Here is a 19,820-nt window from a genome sequence, read left to right as displayed (position 1 = left end):
GCCAGCGTTCGTCCTGAGCCAGGATCAAACTCTCAATTGAAATTTGTATCCTTAGCTTTCAGTTTCTTTCACTGACTTTTTCCGCTAAGCTTTTTGCTTTGCTTGTGTTTCTTTCTCTTACACTATTTAATTATCAAGGTTTGCTATTCATTTGAACAGCTTATTCATTATATAATTTCATTTTAAAGATGTCAAGATGTTTTTTTTATTTTTCTTTATTTCTTTTATGAAATTTTCTGTTCAAGCGACAGCTTTTTTATTCTATTAGTTTTATTCTTTTTTGTCAATAGTTTTTTTATATCTTTTCTAATATTTTTATTGTATCCTCTTTCTGTAACATTGTAGGATTTCTTAATTCATCCAATGGTGCTCCTATTACTACTATTATATAGTTTTTTTCTCCTTTTTTTGATAATGTTGCCCAACAAAGTCCTGCCTCTTTTGTTGTTCCGCTTTTACCTCCCAATATCTTAAAATCAGTTTTATCCTCATCTGAAATTTCTTTAAGAACTGTACTCTCTATATTAATTCCATTTGGATGATCTAATGTTTCTGTTGTAGTATAATTTTTTGCAGTAAAAATTTTTTTAAATTCCTCATTTTTTATTGCTTCATTTAATAATAATGCCATATCCCTTGCTGTTGAATAATTATTTTCTTCATCCATTCCGACAGGATTTGAAAAATTTGTTTCCTTAAGCCCAAGCTCTTTTGCTTTTTCATTCATATCAATGACAAAATTTTCTAAACTTCCACTTGATTTTATGGCAAGACTCATAGCTGCTTCTCCTCCGGATGCAAGCATTGTTCCATATAATAAATCTTTTACTTTAACTCTTTCTCTTCCATAAAATCCTACCATAGAAGCATTTGAAGCTACCATATTTTTATAACTTTCTACATCTACAGGACTAATTTCTTCCCAATCTAAATTCTTTTCAATTGCAACAAGTACTGTCATTAATTTTGTAAGTGAAGCTATTTTTAATTTTTCATTTGCATTTTTTTCAAATATTATTTTATTTTTATCTGCATCCATTACACAAATTGCCTTCGAATTGTAATCAATTTTAGCTAATTTATTATTGCAAAAATACAGTAATGTTAATCCCGCGGATATAACAATTACCATTAAAAATATAATTACTTTAACTTTTTTAAATTTCATTTATTTTCTCCTTTAATATTTATGTATTAAATTATACAACAAACATTATGCAAATTTATTAAACTTTTATTATAGATAAATTAAATAACAGTAAATCATTTCAGTGACTTACTGTTATAATTACTATCAAAATTTATTTTTCAATTCTAAAAACTCCATAACATATCGGAATATTTTTACTTCTCCATTTATTTTCATATTCTGTAACTATATTCTCAGGATAATCTTCAAGTTTCATATTTCTTGTACATTCCATAATTTTAAATTTATTATCTTCAAAATATTTAAGCGAATCATTAAATAGATCTAAATCATCAGTTTTAAAATGTACTTCAGCATCCTTTTTTAATATTTCTCTATATTGAACAAGAAATCTCGGATGAGTTAATCTTCTTTTTTGATGCCTTAGCTTAGGCCATGGATTACAAAAATTAATATATATTCTGTCAATTTCTTCTTTATCAAAATATTCATTTATTTTTTCAGCATTTATTGGAAGCGCTCTTACATTTTCAAGTTTTTCTTCTATTATTTTTCTTGTAGCATAAACAAAAGCATTTGATTCTTGTTCTATTATTACATAATTTATATTTTTATTTCGTCTTGCCAACTCTTGAATAAAAGCTCCCTTACCGGCACCAATTTCAATATGTATTTTATTTGAATTTTCAAATACTTCTTTCCACTTACCTTTATATTCAGCAGCATCAAAATATACATACGGATTTTCTTTCATTTCAGGAATTGCCCAATGTTTTTTTCTAAGTCTCATTAATATCTCCATAAATAAAAAGGATTACATCCTTATAGTATCACCATTAAATAAAATCTAACTAATTTTTATATTTTATCATTCAGTACAAGCTTTTTCAATAATCATCTAACTATATATGCATAAAAATGAGGCGACTTCAAAGTCGCCTTCTTTTACCTCATATTAGATGAATAAATTCATATTTGAATTATCATTATCGTTTAACATTGTTGCTACTCCGCCGATTTCAACGCCATCAATCAATTCTTCTTTTGTTATCCCCATAACATCCATTGACATTTGACATGCTGTCATTTTAACTCCGGCTTTTTTAGCTTCAATAATCAATTCTTCAAGCGAACTGATTCCCTTCTTGGCCATTACACCGCGCATCATTTTAGAACCTATTCCTAAAAAATTCATTTTTGATAATCCAAGCTTTTTAGCTCCTCTCGGCATCATCATACTGAACATTTTTCCAATTATATCTTTTTGTACATCAACTTTTTCATCTTTTCTAAGAATATTTAATCCCCAAAATGTGAAAAACATATTTACCTTATTTCCCATAGCCGCACTTCCTGTAGCTATTATAAACGCAGCTATTGCCTTATCTAAATCTCCATCAAATACTATCATCGTTTTTTCTTTACAAGTATTGACACTACAAGTTTCTACTTTTTCTCCCTTTTGAATGCTTGCAAAATAATTTCCTTTGTATTCATTTCTTGAAATAAGAGTATTTCCGGTATTTTTACACCAACTGTCAATATCTCTGATAAAACCGGGGTCTGTCGCTTTAACACTAAGTATTTCCCCAATATTCATATCTTCCATTTTCTTCGATACTTTTACAATGGGTCCTGGACAACTTAATCCGCAAACATCTAAACTTAACGCTTTCTCTTTATTATCAAGCACAAATTTGTCTTGCTCTAAATTTTGATTTCCTATAAGTTCAAAGCTGTCTTCACTATCTGTAATATCTCTGTAAGTCCTATATCCTCCGACAAAATTATATGCATCAAATCCATTTTGCTTTAATATTCTCTCTGCAATATATCCTCTTACACCCACTGCACAATATAATAAATATTTTTTTGACTTATCAAGCTTCGACATTTCTTTTCTAATTCTTGTAAGTGGAATTTGAAGTGCATTTTCTATTTTACCTTGTACCACTTCAATATCTTCTCTTACATCAATTAGAGTGTATAATTCTTTATCCGCTTGCCACTGTTCAAATGTCACGGGGTCTGTCAATTTTTCCAATATATTTGTAGCGACATATCCCGCCATATTTACAGGGTCTTTAGCTGATGAATAAGGAGGAGCATATGCAAGTTCTATTTTTGTAAGATCATATACCGTCCCATTAAAATGAATACTTGTTGCTATTGTATCTATCCTCTTATCAACTCCGTCATATCCCACAATTTGTGCACCTAATATTTTTGCATTTTCCAATGAAAATATCAGTTTTAAAGTTAACGGAGTTGCACCAGGATAGTATCCCGCATGGGACATAGGATGAATTAGTGCTATTCCATAATCCTTGTTTAATTTTAAATTTCTTTTATTTAACGCCTTTTCATTTTCTCCCGTACTTGCAACTGTTATATCAAAAACCTTTGCTACACTTGTTCCTATAGTTCCGTCATAAGTTTCTTTTTTTAAATTCAACACATTTGCTGCAACAGCTCTTCCTTGTTTATTCGCAGGGCCTGCAAGAGGTATCATAGTCTTTTGTAATGATATCGGATTATTTACTTCAATCATATCTCCGACGGCATAAATAAAGGAGTCACTTGTTTGCATATTGTCATTTACGATAACTCCTCCTCTTTCATTCAGCTCAAGTCTTGCATCTTTTGCTAATTTAGAATTCGGTCTTACACCTATTGAAAGAAGAGTCATATCTGTATCAATTTTACTTCCATCTGACAATAGAATTTTATTACCATTATCAAAAATAGACTTCACTCCTGTATTTAAAATTAGCTTAACTCCTTTATGTTCTAAATGATTTTGAACTAATTTTGCCATATCTTTGTCTAAAGGAGGCATAATTTGATCTGCAAACTCAACTAAAGTAACTTTAATACCAAGCTCAGACAAATTTTCTGCCATCTCAAGTCCGATAAATCCTCCGCCTGCAACAACAGCATTTTTAGGTTTATTAATTTTTATAAAATTATAAATTTTATCAGTATCCGGAATATTCCACAAAGTAAATACATTTTCAGACTCAAGCCCGTCCATTTGAGGAATAAAAGGTGTCGAACCTGTAGAAAGCAATAAAACATCATAGCTTTCTTCATATTCTTTATTGACTTTCAAATCTACAACAGATATTTTTTTATTTTCTTTATCTATTTTTATAACCTCAGAAAAATTTCTTATTTCAACATTATACTTACTCGTAATCGATTCAATATCAGAAACAAATAAACTATCTCTACTTGAAATAGTGCCTCCTATATAGTAAGGAAGCCCGCAATTTGCGAACGAAACAAATTCTCCCTTTTCAAATAAAATAATTTGAGCATTTTCATCTAATCTTCTAATTCTCGCTATTGCAGTTGCTCCTCCTGCAACCCCGCCTACAACAACTATTTTTTTTGACATTATTTCTCCTCTTTAAATAACACTTTTATTATTTCATTAATTTTCTCATTTTTAATAAAATAATTTACATTTTTACCGTCTTTTTTATAATCTAAAATCCCTAAATCTCTCATCTTAGCAAGATGTTGACTTATATTAGACTGACTTACTTCCATACAATCTGTAAAAAACGATACATTGCAACTACCATTTTCAAAAATTTTTTTCACCAAACAGAGTCTTATAGGATTTGCAATACCCTTTAATATATCTGCATTTCGTATAATAATTTCTCTATCCATAATAATCACCTACATATTATTATATTAGAATATTCTAATATGTCAAGTTTCAAAATATTTTTCCCAATCATTAATAACATAATAAAAAGGACATTACTTTTAATGTCTTTCAATACTATTATCTTCATTTTTATTCTTCACTATAAATATTAATTACAATCTTATTTTTATTAAATCAAAACTCTTTACTTATTTAAAATCCATTCTATTTACTGACATCTTCATCACTTTATCCCCTATCTTAGCAAGTAAACGATGAGAAAAGCGAATATTAGGACTTTTCATATCATAATATCCTAACATATAACCTTTTGAAGTTATTTTAATTTTTTCCGACCAATTTAATTCTTGTATCGGATCATTTACATAAAATAATCCTTCTACATCACTAATCCCCATATTCTTTAATACTTTTGACATCATCAGCTTCAAACCGAGCTTGCCTACACTGTCAAAAATCAAACATCCTTTAGAATATTTTTTTGAAAGTTCTAATACCAATACTTTTACTTCATTCTTCTTAAAATAATGAAATACCCCGGCAGCAAAGAAAATAACCCCGTTAGAACCGTCAACCTCATCCATCCACGAAAAATCTTTTAAATCACAAGCAACATTTTTTCTCTGTCCTGCTCAAAAATCAATTGTTTACGAATTGATATGACATCCGGAAAATCAACATTTACAATATGGCAAAGTCCGTTATCACAAGTTTTTCCCGTTTCATCTAAACCGCAACCAAGATTTACAATTGTTGCTTTAGGATACTTACTTAAATATTCTTTAATCTCATATATTATATCCAACTGTCGCATTGCAGCTTCAAGAGAACCAAATTCATACAAAAATGAATTTTTCTTTTTCTCTAATTCTGAAAAATCATAATCCAGCCTATCGCACAATCTATTAGCAAAAATATCCATATAAAGTTCGGGAAATTTTTCAGAACACATTTTTCTTCCATATAACGGAACAATCAAAGTTTCCTGAACTGTATTTTTTTCTATCTTTACTTTTTCCATATCAATATACACCTCCTTTTATAGTTCACATCTAAATTAATCACAAAATACATAACAAATTAAAACTATTTGCTATATTATATTATCCTTTCTTATTCAATTTTTTTACAAATTGAGAATTATTTTCTATTCGAAAAAATTCCAATTAGTAATAATCCTATTGATATTCCATACATTATTCCTATTAGCAAATCGCTTACATTAGATACTCTATTTAAAATTATAGCTAATACCAAAAATAACATTCCAACAGGAACCTGTTTGTTTTTCTTTAATTTCATTATGTATTCCTCCAAAAACGATAATTTTTTCTCTTTAATTTACTGTTTTTACTAAAATATTCTTCTTTAGAATTTTATCAATCATATTTTTTCAATAGATGATTAAAAACTATAATACCGATAAACACTTGGCTAATTAAGTATGTCCCTAAATAAATTACAATATGCTCTGCATCCATGATATTCAAAACTCCAAGTACAGAATACACAATAATAGATAAAGCTATAATCAACATTCCAATCCAATAAGTGTATTTTCCGGATTTATCTCTCAGTTTTTGTTTTAATTCATCTTGCTGCTCTATTTCTTCAATTTCTAATTTTTCTTGATATTTTTCCTTGTTCTTTTGCCAATAAAAATATCGAATTATAGTAACGATACCACTACCTCCTAAAGCACCTGTTAAACCGTAAAATATACCTGTCATCTTATTGTCGCCAAAGTAAATAGCTACATACAAAGATATTCCGGCTAATATAATATAAATTAAACCATAAATCAGACTACTTTTTTTCATATTTTTCCTCCTTTTCATAAGTAAATACTTCTTCTATTGTCTTGTTAAAATATAATGCTATCTCAAATGCTAAATCTAAAGATGGATTATATTTACCATTTTCTATCGCACTAATAGTTTGCCTTGAAACTCTTAATTCTTTTGCAAATTCTTCTTGAGTCAAACCGTTAATTTTTCGCAATTCATCTAATTTGTTTTTCAAACGCACCGTCCTCCTTCTGTCAAGTTTCCTTTACATTATTATAATCCCCCGTTTGTACTTTTGTCAAGTTACCTTTACAGAAATTATACTTCTAACTCTTGCTTCTTGTTCTGTGTCAGTTCTCTGTTTTCTTGCAAGAATTTTTCTATGCTACTTCTAACGTTTTCAGCTTGTTCAACCTATTTTCGCATATCTAAGATTTGAGAATATAGATTATCTTTTTCTTTCCTCAAAGTACTTACTTTCAATTTTCACTTGGATATATTTAAGCTCTTGCTTTTGTCTAAATATTATTTCAGATATTTCTTTACACTTTAAAATAAAATAATATCTGCGATATGCCTTTTATAAAAATCTTCATATTTGTTTTCTTTATTAAGGTTTTATTGATTTCTTCTATACTGACGATTTTTTCTTTTATATTTTTAATTTTTCTTGTCCTTTATTTTTGATTTTAAACAATAAAAAAACAGTAAACTTTTTTAATTTACTGTTTTTAATTTGCGATTCTGTATTTGATTGTTTTAAATATACAAACTGAGACTTGTCAGTATATAAAATCTATTGAAATGTGATTTGATGACTTCTATATCGACAAATATTCCATTGTTTTGAATGCATATTCCAAATACTGTATAAAGTAAAAAGATATAAAAGGTATGAGATTTTATTATTCTGCATTATATAACCTAACAAATTATATTTTATCTCATCAAATATTTTATAATATTATTTTTAGTAGTATACTCTTACATTTCACTTATCAATTTTTATTTCTATCAAAAAACGATATGATTGGCATCATATCGTTTTTATAATTTTGACTATGAATCCGTTAACTAAAACCACTATTTTTTAGTTTTTTTATAACGAAAATTCAGTATAAATAATACAACAACATATTATCAAGTATTCTTCGTGTCTAAAATGTTGCCTTTTTTAATTCAAAAAATCCTATAACTCTTGTTCTTCCTCATCTTTTTTTACTATAGGTTTCATTGTAGGGAAAAATACCACATCTCTTATACTAGGTTGGTCTGTAAGTAACATTACCATTCTATCAACACCTATTCCAAGTCCGCCTGTTGGTGGCAATCCAACTTCAAGTGCATTGACAAAATCATAATCCATAGGATGAGCTTCATCATCTCCCGCTTCTTTCTCACGAACTTGTTCTTCAAATCTTTCTCTTTGATCAATCGGATCATTTAATTCAGAAAAAGCATTTGCAAATTCCCATGTATTTATAAATGCCTCAAATCTATCTGTTAATCTTGGATCTTCAGCACTTCTTTTTGCAAGCGGTGAAACTTCAACAGGATGTTTTAATACAAAAGTAGGTTGAATTAATGATGCCTCGCAAAATTCTTCAAACATTTCTGATATTATTTTTCCCCTTGTCCAATCAGATTCAATTTCAAGTCCTTTTGCCTTAGCAATTTTTTGTGCTTCTTCATCAGAATCTATTTTATTAAAATCAACTCCGGTAGCTTCATTAATTGCGTCTATCATTGTTATTCTCTTCCAAGGTGCTTTTAAATCAATTTCTGTTCCTTGATATGTGATCTTTGTAGTACCATAAACTTCCATTGCGGCATTTTCAAAAATACCCTCTGTAAGTCGCATCATATCTTCATAGTCAGCATATGCTTGATATACCTCAATGTTAGTAAATTCAGGATTATGTCTTGTATCCATTCCCTCATTTCTAAACATCTTACCCATTTCATATACTCTATCCATTCCGCCAACTATTAATCTCTTTAGAAATAACTCATTTGCAATTCTCATTTGCATATCCATATCAAGAGTATTGTGATGAGTTAAAAATGGTCTTGCATTCGCTCCACCTGCCACTGTAGCAAGAATTGGAGTTTCTACTTCTAAAAAGTCTCTGCTGTCAAGATAATTTCTAATTGATTTTAAAATCTTAGTTCTCTTAATAAATACATCTTTTATTTCCGGATTCACAATTAAATCTACATATCTTTGTCTGTATCTAAGATCAGGGTCTTTTAATCCATGAAATTTTTCAGGTAATATTTGTAGTGATTTTGAAAGAAGAAGTGTACTTTCAGCCCTTACCGAAATTTCTCCGGCTTCCGTTTTAAATACTTCCCCCTCTACACCAATTATATCTCCCATATCATATCCCTTGATATCTTCATAATTGTCAAGAAGTACGTCTTTTCTTGCAAATATTTGTATTCTTCCAAGCTTATCTTGAACATCTAAAAATGCAATTTTTCCATGACGTCTCTTACTCATTATACGACCTGCTATTGAAACTTTTTTCCCTTCAAATACATCAAAATTATCCTTTATTTCTTTTGAATAATTAGTAACATCATATCTTGCAACTTTAAACGGATCTTTACCTGATTCTCTAAGTTCATTCAACTTTTCTCTTCTCAAAACAAGCATTTCATTTAATTTTTTTTCTTCAGACTTTTGCATTTTATCCTCCTATAAAGATATCCCTACTACTTCATACTTTATAATTCCATCAGGCACTTCAACTTCTGCAACCTCGCCTATTTTTAAACCTATAAGCTTTCCACCTACAGGACTTTCATTTGAAATTCTTCCTTCAAGAGGATCCGCCTCCGCAGAACCTACTATTAAAAATTCTTCTTCTTCTCCATCAGATAAATCTTTTACTTTAACTGTTGAACCTATATTTACCACATCAGTATTTAAATCTGTTTCACTTATTACCTTTGCATTTCTGACCATAGTTTCAAGTTTTACAATTCTCTCCTCAACTTGAGCTTGTTCATTTTTTGCTTCATCATATTCTGAATTTTCAGATAAATCTCCGTACCCAAGTGCGACTTTTATTCTCTCTGAAACCTCTTTTCTTCTAACTGTTTTTAAATATTCTATTTCAGATTCAATTTTTTCCAAACCTTCCGCAGTGAAAAATATATCTTTTTCTACCAAATTTATCTCTCCTTATATAAAAAATAAGGCGCAACACGCCCTTACAAGTTACTTACTTAAAAGTCTCACTAATTATAGTAAAAATAAAGGTCTTTGTCAAGTAAAGGCCTTTATTGCTGCATATATTTACATATTATTTCTTCTATTTCTTCCAAATTATTAATTTTATTTATTTTGTCCCTTAACTCTTTCGAACCTTTCATGCCTTTAAAATATCCTACAAAATGTTTTCGCATTTCAAGTATACCTATTTTTTCACCCTTATATGCACAATTTGACTTAAGATGACTCAATGCCATCTCTATTTTTTCTAAATCAGTCGGCTTTTCATAGTTACATCCAATTGATTTTTTATAAATCTCATCAAATATAAATGGATTTCCTATTGCTCCCCTTCCAATACTAACTCCACTTACTCCTGAAAATTTTATTTTTTCCATTGCATCTTCATAACTTTGAACATCTCCATTTCCAATTACAGGAATTGTAAGTTCATCTACAACAGATTTTATATAATTCCAATCCGAAAGTCCTGAATAATATTCTTCTCTCGTTCTTCCATGAACCGTTATAAATGAAGCTCCGGCTTTTTGTGCAAGTCTTGCAACTTCCATAGAATTTGTATTCCTTATTCCCTTTCTTATTTTTACAGAAACAGGAACATTTGAATTTTCTACAACACTCCTTATAATACTGTATGCAAGATTAGGCTGATCAAGTAATGCGGAACCGTTATTATTCTTTACAATTTTAGGAGCCGGACACCCCATATTTATATCTATGCATGAAAAATTTAAAGAATTTAAGCTGTTCTTTACAACATATCCCATTATATCCGGATCATCTCCAAAAATTTGAACAGCCACATTTTTCTCAAATGGTGAAACTTTTAATAATTCATTAGTTTTTTTATCTCCATAATATAAAGCTTTTGCACTTATCATTTCCGTTACTGTCATATAGGCATTTTTTTGAGAACATATTTCTCTAAAAGCAATGTCTGTATATCCCGCAAGAGGTGATAAAATAGCTCCATCAATTTTTTTCTTCAATTAAATCTTCCTTATTCATATCATAAATAACTTTTAACCCATATAGAGTAAGAAACTTATCAATTTTTATATTATATTTTGAATCGGATGTAAGTAATGATGCAAACCCTCCAGTTGAAATTAAATTTATATTTTCTATATCCATTCCAAGCTCTAAAACAATCTTATCTATTATTCCATCAATCATTGATGCAAATCCATAATACAACCCTGACTGCATAGAACTTACAGTATTAGTACCAATAACCGAATCAGGTTTTACTATCTCAATTTTCGGAAGCTTTGATGTTCTCATAAACAATGCTTCTGCAGAAATTCCTATTCCCGGAAGTATTAATCCCCCAAGATAATTTTTATTTTCATCAATTACACAAAATGTCATTGCAGTTCCAATGTCAACTATTATACATGGTCCGCCATATTTTTTTACAGCAGCTACTGCATTTACAACTCTATCCGCTCCGACTTCTTTAGGATTATCATATTTAATATTTAAATCAAATTTTAAACTTTGATCTATAACAATTGGCTTTTTATTAAAATACTTAATAATCATGCTCGGTAACGAATGCATAATATTTGGAACTACAGATGAAATTATTACATCATCTATATCATTAATCTCTATGTTTGCATGAGCAAGCGTATTGTAAAATAACATACCATACTCATCAGATGTTCTTGTTTTTACAGTGGATATTCTAAAATCATGCACCAATTCATCATTTTTATACACTCCAAAAACTATTGTAGTATTTCCTACATCAATAACTAATAACATATAATTTCTTAACCTCTATATAACAGTTTATTTTTTTATAGTATATACATTTGATATGTTTTTTTCAAGACATTCTAAAAATTTATAAATTTTAGTAAACAATGTTGACAATTTGACATATTTGTTAACTGATTTTATAATTACAATTAATTATTTAGGAGGCTATTTATGAAAAATAAGACAAAAAGTTTAACAAAAATTGCACTTTTAACAGCACTTATCTGTGTGGGATCTGCAATAACGATTCCCATGAACCCGGTTCCAATCACATTGCAAACATTTTTTGTAATGATGGCCGGAGTATTGCTTACACCTGTTGAAGCATTTTTATCTGTATTTATATACATACTCTTGGGACTTATCGGATTACCGGTTTTTGCAGGATTTAATGGAGGATTTGGAACAGTATTTACACCAAGTTTTGGATTTATAATAGGCTTTGCAATAGGAGCTTATGTAATAAGTTCAATCGTAAAAAATACAACAGATAGAAAAAAACTTCTCATCTCCCTTTTAATTGGACAAGTTATTTTCTATGCAATCGGTCTTCCATATATGTATGTTATATTAAATTCATTGGGTAAAGCGCCTGATAGTCTTTACACCCTATTAAGTTGGGGACTAATTCCATTTATCCCCGGAGCTCTTATTAAAACCATTGCCGTTGTAATAATTGCTCCTAAAGTAAAAAATGCACTTAATAAAATGTAAAAAGCAAAAACAAAAATTGAACCTCTGTCAGTAGATAAAAACTTACTGACAGAGGTTCAATTTTTGTTTACAATTTCTATTTAACGAAATTAAATAATTTAAAAATCTACTTCTGTATCATAATATGCTGCCTTAAGCAATTTTTCCATTTCCTCTTGAGTTGGAATTCTTGGATTAGAACCTGTACAAGCATCTTCAATAGCAAGTTTTGCAATTTCAGGAAGTCTTTCTAAAAATACATTTTCAGGAACAAATCCTTGCTCTACAGGGTAACTATCTGCACCATAATTTTTAATACAATGAGGAATATTAAGCTTATCATTCATATTGCGACAATATTCAATCAATAAAGCAACTTTCTCATCATCTGTATTTCCACCTAATTTCATATAATCAGCAATTACACCGTAACGTTTTTTAGCTGTTTCATCTTTTGCATTAAATGCGATAACTTTTGGAAGATACATAGCATTTGCAGCGCCATGAATTATATGTGCACCATAATCACTAAATGCAGCACCTGTTTTATGTGCCATAGAGTGAACAATTCCAAGAAGAGCATTTGAAAATGCCATACCTGCAAGACATTGTGCATTATGCATTGCATGTCTCTTTTCCATATCTTCATTATATGAACCCTCAAGATTTTCCTGAATCATTTCAATAGCATGAATTGCCAACGGATCTGTATAATCACAATTTGCTGTAGATACATAAGACTCAACGGCATGTGTAAATGCATCCATTCCTGTATGTGCAACAAGTTTTTTAGGCATAGTTTCTGCTAATTCCGGATCAACAATAGCTACATCAGGTGTAATTTCAAAATCAGCTATAGGATATTTTACGCCATTTTCATAATTTGTAATAATTGAAAATGCTGTTACTTCCGTAGCTGTTCCTGAAGTAGAAGATACTGCACAAAAATGAGCTTTAGTGCGAAGTTTAGGTAATCCGAATACCTTACACATATCTTCAAATGTACACTCAGGATACTCATATTTAATCCACATAGCCTTTGCAGCATCAATAGGAGAACCACCGCCAATAGCTACTATCCAGTCAGGCTTGAATTTAGACATCGCTTCTGCTCCTCGCATAACTGTTTCTACAGATGGATCAGGTTCAATGCCCTCAAAAATTTCAACCTCCATACCTGCTTCTTTCAAGTACCCCTCTGCTTTGTCTAAAAATCCAAATCTCTTCATAGAGCCCCCACCTACAAAGATCATTGCTCTCTTACCTTCAAAAGTCTTAAGTGCTTCTAAAGAACCCTTTCCATGATATAAATCTCTTGGTAAAGTAAAACGTGCCATTCATATTACCCCTTTCTATATTCGTTATTATTTTAACAATTATATTTTAACATATTTACAGTAAAAATCAATAATAATTTTATAATTTTATTTTTTTATTATAATATAGTTTATTTTCATCTTTTGCTAAAATGTTTTTAACTTAAGTTATACAGAAATTTTTTATTTGTAATTGTATTTCTAATTTTCTACATCTCTTTATAATAACTTTAATACTTTATCCTCATACTTTTCTATGTAATTTTCTTTAAAGATTAAATTTATTATATTCTCATAGCCATTAATAGAAAGCGAAGATGAAAAATTCTCTCCCCGTCTTTAGATATACCTTGATTTGCCTGTACCCTTATGGGTGAATCACTTTTCTAAAAGTCCTATATTGCACCTCCTAAATTTGTGTAAAATAAAAGCACCTGCAATCGTAGATGCTCTTCAATAATAATTCTCTTTTATTCTATAATTTTAAATTACCCTCTAATAAGTTTCTCCATTTTATTATTTTACTTGGAAGTAAATTATCGTTTTTGCAATTCATTGCAAATTCATAAATTGTCTCTGCATCAATTGTATTCATATTTTCACGTTTTTGACCTATAATCTTTCCATTTGTAGTAAATAACCAAATTTCTCCATTTAGATTGTTGTAATCTGAGCAATCTAAATCAACAGATCCTTTTTTTACTTGGATATAGACCTCTTTTTTATCTGTATTTTCTGGATTAATTAATACGCATTCATATAGTTGTGTAGATTTCTTACAAGTGGATGGAATAGTAAAATACCCATATTTCTTGTATAGCCATATACAAACTAAATCTTCGCAGTCATTTGGTGATATTAAATTAAATAAAACTCTTGGACTCTTATCTAGTTTTTCTATTTCGTAAATAGGTTCATGTAAAACATTGATGAGATACTTAGAAAATTCTATTATCCCATTTTGTTTTATTCTTTGCAAGGTATTGCCTCTTATAAAAGAAGTAGTTATAGCTCCTGCAACATCAGACTCTCCACCAATTTCAAACCACTTTATGTCGGTTCTTTGATTTGAAGCATCCATTTCTAAGGATTCTTCTGAAGAATTAAATAAATACCTGCTATTTTCTCCAACTAATCCTAGCCAATAAATACCACCTTTTCTCATCCAAACCAAATCATATGGCTTTATGTCTTTTTTTAAACGATTAATATTATTAATATTTTCATATATCTCGTTATTTTTAACAAAATTTACATATTTGTTAAAGCTTTCTTCTTCTGTACCCCTACCAATAAGTTGTCGCTCTTTAATTAGTTTATCTATAGAGCCTTTGCCTTTTAAATGATCGTCATTTAAACTCCATCCTAATGCTAAAATATTATTTTCAATACAATAATCTGAAATACTATAGTTTGTTTGATTGTCGGTATTTGTATGTAATCTCCATATATTAATATTCATAACTTCACTCCTTTAATTTTGTGCCTACATAAACTATTATTTATGCCACAAAGATACTAATTTTAAATTTTTGTTTTAAGGTTTACATTTTAATTATACCCATATCATCATAAACAAACTCACTTGTATAATTACCACATCTAATCGCCCTATCATCTTATTCGGAATAAGTGGGTATAAACCTACAACCTCATTTCTTCCATTACAAATTATCTGTCCATAAGCATTACCCCGTAATAAAAAATGAGTTATTAGTGTTTCTCTAAATACAAATGATATCATCTCTGTATTTGGTTCGTCATTTAAAAGAAAATATAGTACATATTCTTTTGCTTTTTCCTTAGAGTTAGCATTGCATCGTTTATATAAATGTAAAGGAAGTCCAGCTAATGTCTCAGCAAGAACTCTCACATGAATAAACTGCTGTCATTTGCATAGCACTAAATTCGTATCCCTACTTACACTTGTTCTTCTAAATAAAAAAGACGATGAAGATATTCTCTCCCCGTCTCTTGGTTTATCTCTTGATTTAAAAATTAAGTTTAAAATGCTTATATTACCACCTCCTAGTTTTAGGCGTAAAAATAGCATCTACTTTTGTAGATGCTAATGTTTTATTTATGACTTACATCTTCCACATTATTTGTAACCTATTGTATTTATTATAGTTTGTTTTTGTACTGTTTGTGTTTGATTTTTATGATAATTAAAAAGACTGACATATTAAATAGTAATTCATTTGTACAGAAAATAAAAGAGTATCTGCATTGATAGTGTGTATACATTCTCTTCTCTTTAATTTTTATAAGTTTCTAATAAAATGTTTCCATCCTTATTTAAAACAGCTATACCTGCTTTTTCATCAATTGTATTCTCAGCTACATCTATAACTATATTACCATCAACGATTTGAATAGACTCAGCCCTGCCAATATTCATATTTAAGCTCGCTTTCCAAATAATATCCCCGTTTTTTGATACTTTCATTACATTATCTTTCGTACCAGGACCTATTAAAAGACAGCTATCAGACAACATGTTGACTTTTAATTTCTGCCCAACAAAAACAGGATCAATTTTTTCCTCTCCTGTTGATGTGTCAAGTATATAAAGATCATTATCTGCAACCATATAAAAATCATTTACTGTGGCATCATATGGTAAGCTTTGTATATTATTAAATTCCTTTGACCATATTTTAGTATAACCTTTGTCATAATACTCAACATAACCTTTTTGTGTATTCATATCATAAAATAACAAAATAAAATGCTCAAAATCAGGCGCTACAATTATTTCTTTATATTGATCCGCAAAAAAATCAAATGTTCCATCAAGAATTAAAGGAGTAGTGGTATATATATTAAAATTACTAAAATTCCTGTTAACACTATTATCCAAACTAATCTTATAGAACCTTGAATACAATCCAGATGTCCCATATTCTTCTCTAAGTTTTCCATAATCTGGAGAACTCATTTTTATATCGTTGCCAAAGATTATTTTAGCTACCTTTTCAACTTCTTCAAAAGTATATAATTCAGCTGGCTCAATAAAATTAGGTGCTGAGTAGTTATGAGAGAAAACATCAATAGATGGTATAATTTTACTTTTCCCATCAACAGTTACCTCTTCAACATCTTTATATCTTCCTCTTACATCAATGATATCGCCCTCAATTATTCTCCTGTCCGTTTGTTTACCTCTAATAAAAATTAGATTATCTTCAGGTGATGGGTATATATCCATATCTTCATAGTCAGTAAACGTATTAATCATTTGTAAAATAGCCGTAAACTTATCATCAGTTGACGAAATCATTTTTATTACTTTCCCACCAAGAGATATCTGAGCTCCTCTATATGCTTTTGGATATCTCTGTAAATTTTCATATTCATCATGATATACATAAAAATAATCTCTGTCAAAATATTTGAGCACTGTCTTTTGTTCTTCAGTTAAGTTTAAGTCATGATTATCTATGCTCATATTAGCCCAACTATATCTTATTCCTTCTTTTTCAATAGCTGTACTTTGTTCTTTTTCCATTTCGACTTCATCATTATTAACATCTGAAGAATTATGATTATTACAAGACGTTAAAATTAACAACACTGCAAGTAAAAATAATAAAAATTTTTTAACCCTCATATTGAATCTCCATATTTACTTTTGATTATATCATAACATATAATATTATATTTTACTCATTGCTTTCTCAATATTTATTAATAGGGAACCACTACCACATGATACATCAACTACAACTCATTTCTTTTTTGTTGCAAAAGAACAATGTATTTTGATATTTTTTCAGATATTCTATCACTAGAATGTTTTTTAGAGAAGCCATACATATTCATGAGCAAAAAATCTAATCTCCTAATTTCTTCGTCCAATTTCAACTTTCTATAGAATTCACAAATAGTTTTATCTGTAATAAATTTATTCTCCACTTTTATATAGTAGTTCTTATCTCTATAAAATAATTCTGTTATACTTCCATCATCAACATTAAATTTCGAAGAATATACTTCATCCCATATAAAATCTTTCTTTGCTCTGTTACATTTTTTACACGAAAGCACTAAATTTTTTATTTTACCTGCATTTATAGAATCTCCATTAAATGATGATTCACATAAAAAATGATCGATTTCAAATAATTCAGAACTTACTACATCCGTTGTTATTCCACAATATGAACATTTATCGCTGTATATGTTTCTAAACAACTTATTATAAACACTATCTTTTTTATTTATTTGATTATATATTATTTTAGTTCGAGAATGTTCAGCTTTTATTTTCTTTTCTAAAGCGTCTTTTTCAGACACAATATTTTTTTTTGAAACCCAATATATCGTATTTCTATAATCATTCTTCATATAATTTTCTCATTTCTTCAAAAGCCTTAATAAGACTATCTATATCAGCCTTTGTTAAATTATCGTAATTTGATAATCCATTAATAGAATTCTCCATTTTTTCAAATAGGTATTTTTCAACATATCTTTTTGAAGAAATATTTTTTAAAATATTCCTATTTAAAATGATATTTTTCGTAGCATTAACTATTTCTTTATTCCAGTTATCTTGAAAAAATGAATCCTCATCACAATGATACGTATTAGAATTATATTTTTTTAATGTACTATATTCCATCTTGTCTTGGTATTGAGTAATTACTATTATTTCTTTAAACGGAAAAATTTTTTTAATTATTAAGCCAAGCTCTTCACCAGAAATTTTATTATCTTGTACATTTCCATTTTCAAAAAGCATTGAATCCAAAAACAATATATCAGCTTTTTGAATTTCATTATTCTCAAGTAAGTCTTCATAGGAATATTTATTTTCAAATTTCAATTCTGAATATTTATATTCAGCCTTATCATTTGAATATGAATTTAAATATTTCGAAACATACAAATCAATTTTATCATCTACATAAAGCATAGTTATTAATTCCATTTTAAATCGTTTCCTCCATTTCAAAAATAAATTCAAATCCATTCTCTCCTGAAATAGAAAGAACTTCTCCTTTTTGTAAATTAATTGTATTATTAATTATCCACATCCCGAGACCATGCCCATTGGTTCTACTTGTTTCATGTGGTTCTAAAATAATTCTTGGGTTATCTAAATATTTTTTTTGCAATCCCTTTCCATTATCAGAATATGATATTCTCAGCTTGTTATTATTCCTACTTATTGCAATTTTTATTTTTAATTCATTAGTTTCGATGTTTTGTTGAACACTGTTTAATATTAAATTATCAAATATAGTATAGAACGTATCTTTTGATATATTAAATTCAACTTTATCATCTATACAAATTTCTACATTCAACCAAGAATAATCTTTTTTCCAACCTTCTAATATCGAATTTACAATTTCGTTTATATTCAAATGCTCTGCGAAAAATTGTTTCTTTTCTACTTTTTCTAAAATTGCATCAATAAAGCTAAGTATTTTTTTACTGCCCTATGGTTATTTTCTAATAAACCCGGTATGTCTTCACATGCAATTTTTCTATTCTCTGGACTATTAACAATATCCCATACACAATATTTTTTTAAAGCAGTGATAATATCATCATAGGATGGTTCCATTTGATTTCTATCGTTATTTATCTCATGCGCTATAGATGTAGCCTTCATTCCAGATGTTGCTAAAGCATTTAAAATTCTAACATCATATTTGTATCTTGCTTCTACATTTGCCTTCTCTTGTTTGAATTTTTTACTATCTTGTTTAAATAATTTAATTTCATTAATAAGCTTATTTTTTTCACTTGTATTTAAGTTCTCTATCCTTTTAGGATTTTTTACTATTTCATCTGATATCTTTATCGTACACTCTTCTTCATTTTTATTTTTTTCGTTTATTTTTCGAATTATTTTTTGTCTGTACCTTTCAAATTCTTTAATTCCAGTTAATATAATTTGTACAAATAATTGATAGGATATATTTTCATCCAATCCTTGTCTATTCATAAGATCTTGCAATACTATATTTTGTTGCTTATCAATCAATACATAACCCGATACTTGATTTTCTCTAACTCGCCAAGCACCTGTAGGATGCGACGCAGCTGCGGGGGATTTTCTTGATCTTTTTCCTAAACCCAGCCAATCTTTTTCTCCTTCAAACGATGATATGCTAAAAGCATTTCTATAAAGAATCACACCACTATCGACACTTTCATCTGTACTTAG

At 28.9% G+C, this 19,820-nt stretch carries 22 protein-coding genes; 1 reads left to right on the top strand and 21 read right to left on the bottom strand.

Features of this window, described 5'->3' with window-relative positions; all coding sequences use genetic code 11:
• Positions 1 to 295 precede the first annotated feature (295 nt).
• The 13 genes from HMPREF0629_RS07520 to HMPREF0629_RS07470 form a co-directional block, all read right to left on the bottom strand.
• On the bottom strand, positions 296 to 1,168 hold the full coding sequence (locus HMPREF0629_RS07520; protein ID WP_009222711.1) for a D-alanyl-D-alanine carboxypeptidase family protein: 873 nt from the start codon (positions 1,166 to 1,168) through the stop codon (positions 296 to 298).
• Between the two features lie 133 nt (positions 1,169 to 1,301).
• Complete coding sequence (trmB, locus tag HMPREF0629_RS07515) at positions 1,302 to 1,940, bottom strand: tRNA (guanosine(46)-N7)-methyltransferase TrmB (protein ID WP_009222710.1); 639 nt, start codon at positions 1,938 to 1,940, stop codon at positions 1,302 to 1,304.
• Positions 1,941 to 2,105: 165 nt separating this feature from the next.
• Entirely contained in the window at positions 2,106 to 4,550 is a 2,445-nt protein-coding gene (locus HMPREF0629_RS07510) for an FAD-dependent oxidoreductase (RefSeq protein WP_009222709.1), read from the bottom strand.
• Positions 4,550 to 4,831 carry a helix-turn-helix transcriptional regulator gene (locus HMPREF0629_RS07505; protein WP_036729027.1) on the bottom strand — a complete coding sequence of 94 codons (282 nt, stop codon included), beginning with the start codon at positions 4,829 to 4,831 and terminating at the stop codon, positions 4,550 to 4,552. Before HMPREF0629_RS07505 ends, HMPREF0629_RS07510 begins: the two co-directional genes overlap by 1 nt.
• 189 nt (positions 4,832 to 5,020) lie before the next feature.
• On the bottom strand, positions 5,021 to 5,416 hold the full coding sequence (locus HMPREF0629_RS08165; RefSeq protein ID WP_235043749.1) for a hypothetical protein: 396 nt from the start codon (positions 5,414 to 5,416) through the stop codon (positions 5,021 to 5,023).
• Positions 5,417 to 5,430: 14 nt separating this feature from the next.
• A complete protein-coding gene (locus tag HMPREF0629_RS08160) occupies positions 5,431 to 5,853 on the bottom strand; it encodes a hypothetical protein (protein ID WP_255263846.1) in 423 nt (140 codons plus the stop codon).
• Positions 5,854 to 5,972: 119 nt separating this feature from the next.
• On the bottom strand, positions 5,973 to 6,134 hold the full coding sequence (locus tag HMPREF0629_RS08045) for a hypothetical protein (protein WP_009222707.1): 162 nt from the start codon (positions 6,132 to 6,134) through the stop codon (positions 5,973 to 5,975).
• A gap of 77 nt (positions 6,135 to 6,211) precedes the next feature.
• On the bottom strand, positions 6,212 to 6,652 hold the full coding sequence (locus HMPREF0629_RS07495) for a hypothetical protein (RefSeq protein WP_009222706.1): 441 nt from the start codon (positions 6,650 to 6,652) through the stop codon (positions 6,212 to 6,214).
• Positions 6,639 to 6,854 carry a helix-turn-helix transcriptional regulator gene (locus HMPREF0629_RS07490; RefSeq protein WP_036729033.1) on the bottom strand — a complete coding sequence of 72 codons (216 nt, stop codon included), beginning with the start codon at positions 6,852 to 6,854 and terminating at the stop codon, positions 6,639 to 6,641. The genes HMPREF0629_RS07495 and HMPREF0629_RS07490 overlap by 14 nt, the downstream gene beginning before the upstream one ends.
• Before the next feature lie 954 nt (positions 6,855 to 7,808).
• Positions 7,809 to 9,311 carry a lysine--tRNA ligase gene (gene lysS / locus HMPREF0629_RS07485; RefSeq protein WP_009222704.1) on the bottom strand — a complete coding sequence of 501 codons (1,503 nt, stop codon included), beginning with the start codon at positions 9,309 to 9,311 and terminating at the stop codon, positions 7,809 to 7,811.
• 9 nt (positions 9,312 to 9,320) lie between these two features.
• Positions 9,321 to 9,797, bottom strand: a complete 477-nt coding sequence (greA, locus tag HMPREF0629_RS07480) for a transcription elongation factor GreA (protein ID WP_009222703.1) — start codon at positions 9,795 to 9,797, stop codon at positions 9,321 to 9,323.
• A gap of 110 nt (positions 9,798 to 9,907) precedes the next feature.
• Positions 9,908 to 10,849: a tRNA dihydrouridine synthase DusB gene (gene dusB, locus HMPREF0629_RS07475; RefSeq protein ID WP_009222702.1), complete on the bottom strand. Its 942-nt coding sequence runs from the start codon at positions 10,847 to 10,849 to the stop codon at positions 9,908 to 9,910.
• Complete coding sequence (locus HMPREF0629_RS07470; protein ID WP_009222701.1) at positions 10,833 to 11,630, bottom strand: type III pantothenate kinase; 798 nt, start codon at positions 11,628 to 11,630, stop codon at positions 10,833 to 10,835. The genes dusB and HMPREF0629_RS07470 overlap by 17 nt, the downstream gene beginning before the upstream one ends.
• A 168-nt stretch (positions 11,631 to 11,798) precedes the next feature.
• Between HMPREF0629_RS07470 and HMPREF0629_RS07465 the strand changes: the two genes are divergently transcribed.
• Positions 11,799 to 12,341, top strand: a complete 543-nt coding sequence (locus HMPREF0629_RS07465) for a biotin transporter BioY (protein WP_009222700.1) — start codon at positions 11,799 to 11,801, stop codon at positions 12,339 to 12,341.
• A 98-nt stretch (positions 12,342 to 12,439) separates the two neighbouring features.
• On the opposite strand, the gene HMPREF0629_RS07460 is transcribed toward HMPREF0629_RS07465, so the two are convergent.
• From HMPREF0629_RS07460 to HMPREF0629_RS07885, 8 genes are all read right to left on the bottom strand, one after another.
• Positions 12,440 to 13,657: an iron-containing alcohol dehydrogenase gene (locus HMPREF0629_RS07460; RefSeq protein WP_009222699.1), complete on the bottom strand. Its 1,218-nt coding sequence runs from the start codon at positions 13,655 to 13,657 to the stop codon at positions 12,440 to 12,442.
• Between the two features lie 454 nt (positions 13,658 to 14,111).
• On the bottom strand, positions 14,112 to 15,098 hold the full coding sequence (locus tag HMPREF0629_RS07455; protein ID WP_009222698.1) for a hypothetical protein: 987 nt from the start codon (positions 15,096 to 15,098) through the stop codon (positions 14,112 to 14,114).
• Between the two features lie 93 nt (positions 15,099 to 15,191).
• A complete protein-coding gene (locus tag HMPREF0629_RS07450; RefSeq protein WP_039856964.1) occupies positions 15,192 to 15,509 on the bottom strand; it encodes a phage portal protein in 318 nt (105 codons plus the stop codon).
• Between the two features lie 384 nt (positions 15,510 to 15,893).
• Positions 15,894 to 17,249 (bottom strand): hypothetical protein, encoded by a 1,356-nt coding sequence (locus HMPREF0629_RS07445; protein ID WP_009222697.1) that lies wholly within the window; start codon positions 17,247 to 17,249, stop codon positions 15,894 to 15,896.
• 110 nt (positions 17,250 to 17,359) lie between these two features.
• A complete protein-coding gene (locus tag HMPREF0629_RS07440; RefSeq protein ID WP_009222696.1) occupies positions 17,360 to 17,986 on the bottom strand; it encodes an HNH endonuclease in 627 nt (208 codons plus the stop codon).
• Positions 17,976 to 18,572 (bottom strand): hypothetical protein, encoded by a 597-nt coding sequence (locus HMPREF0629_RS07435; RefSeq protein ID WP_039856962.1) that lies wholly within the window; start codon positions 18,570 to 18,572, stop codon positions 17,976 to 17,978. Before HMPREF0629_RS07435 ends, HMPREF0629_RS07440 begins: the two co-directional genes overlap by 11 nt.
• A 1-nt stretch (position 18,573) precedes the next feature.
• The gene (locus HMPREF0629_RS07715; RefSeq protein WP_009222694.1) at positions 18,574 to 19,011 is read right to left on the bottom strand and encodes an ATP-binding protein; all 438 of its coding nucleotides are present in this window, start codon (positions 19,009 to 19,011) and stop codon (positions 18,574 to 18,576) included.
• 35 nt (positions 19,012 to 19,046) lie between these two features.
• On the bottom strand, positions 19,047 to 19,820 hold a 774-nt coding region (locus HMPREF0629_RS07885), incomplete at its 5' end, for a hypothetical protein (protein WP_218015383.1).

The sequence above is a fragment of the Peptoniphilus sp. oral taxon 386 str. F0131 genome, assembly GCF_000090945.1.
Classification (GTDB): Bacteria; Bacillota; Clostridia; order Tissierellales; family Peptoniphilaceae; genus Anaerosphaera; species Anaerosphaera mikwangii.
The sequence above is the reverse complement of the archived record's forward strand: the minus strand, read 5'-3'. Positions and strand labels throughout refer to the sequence as shown.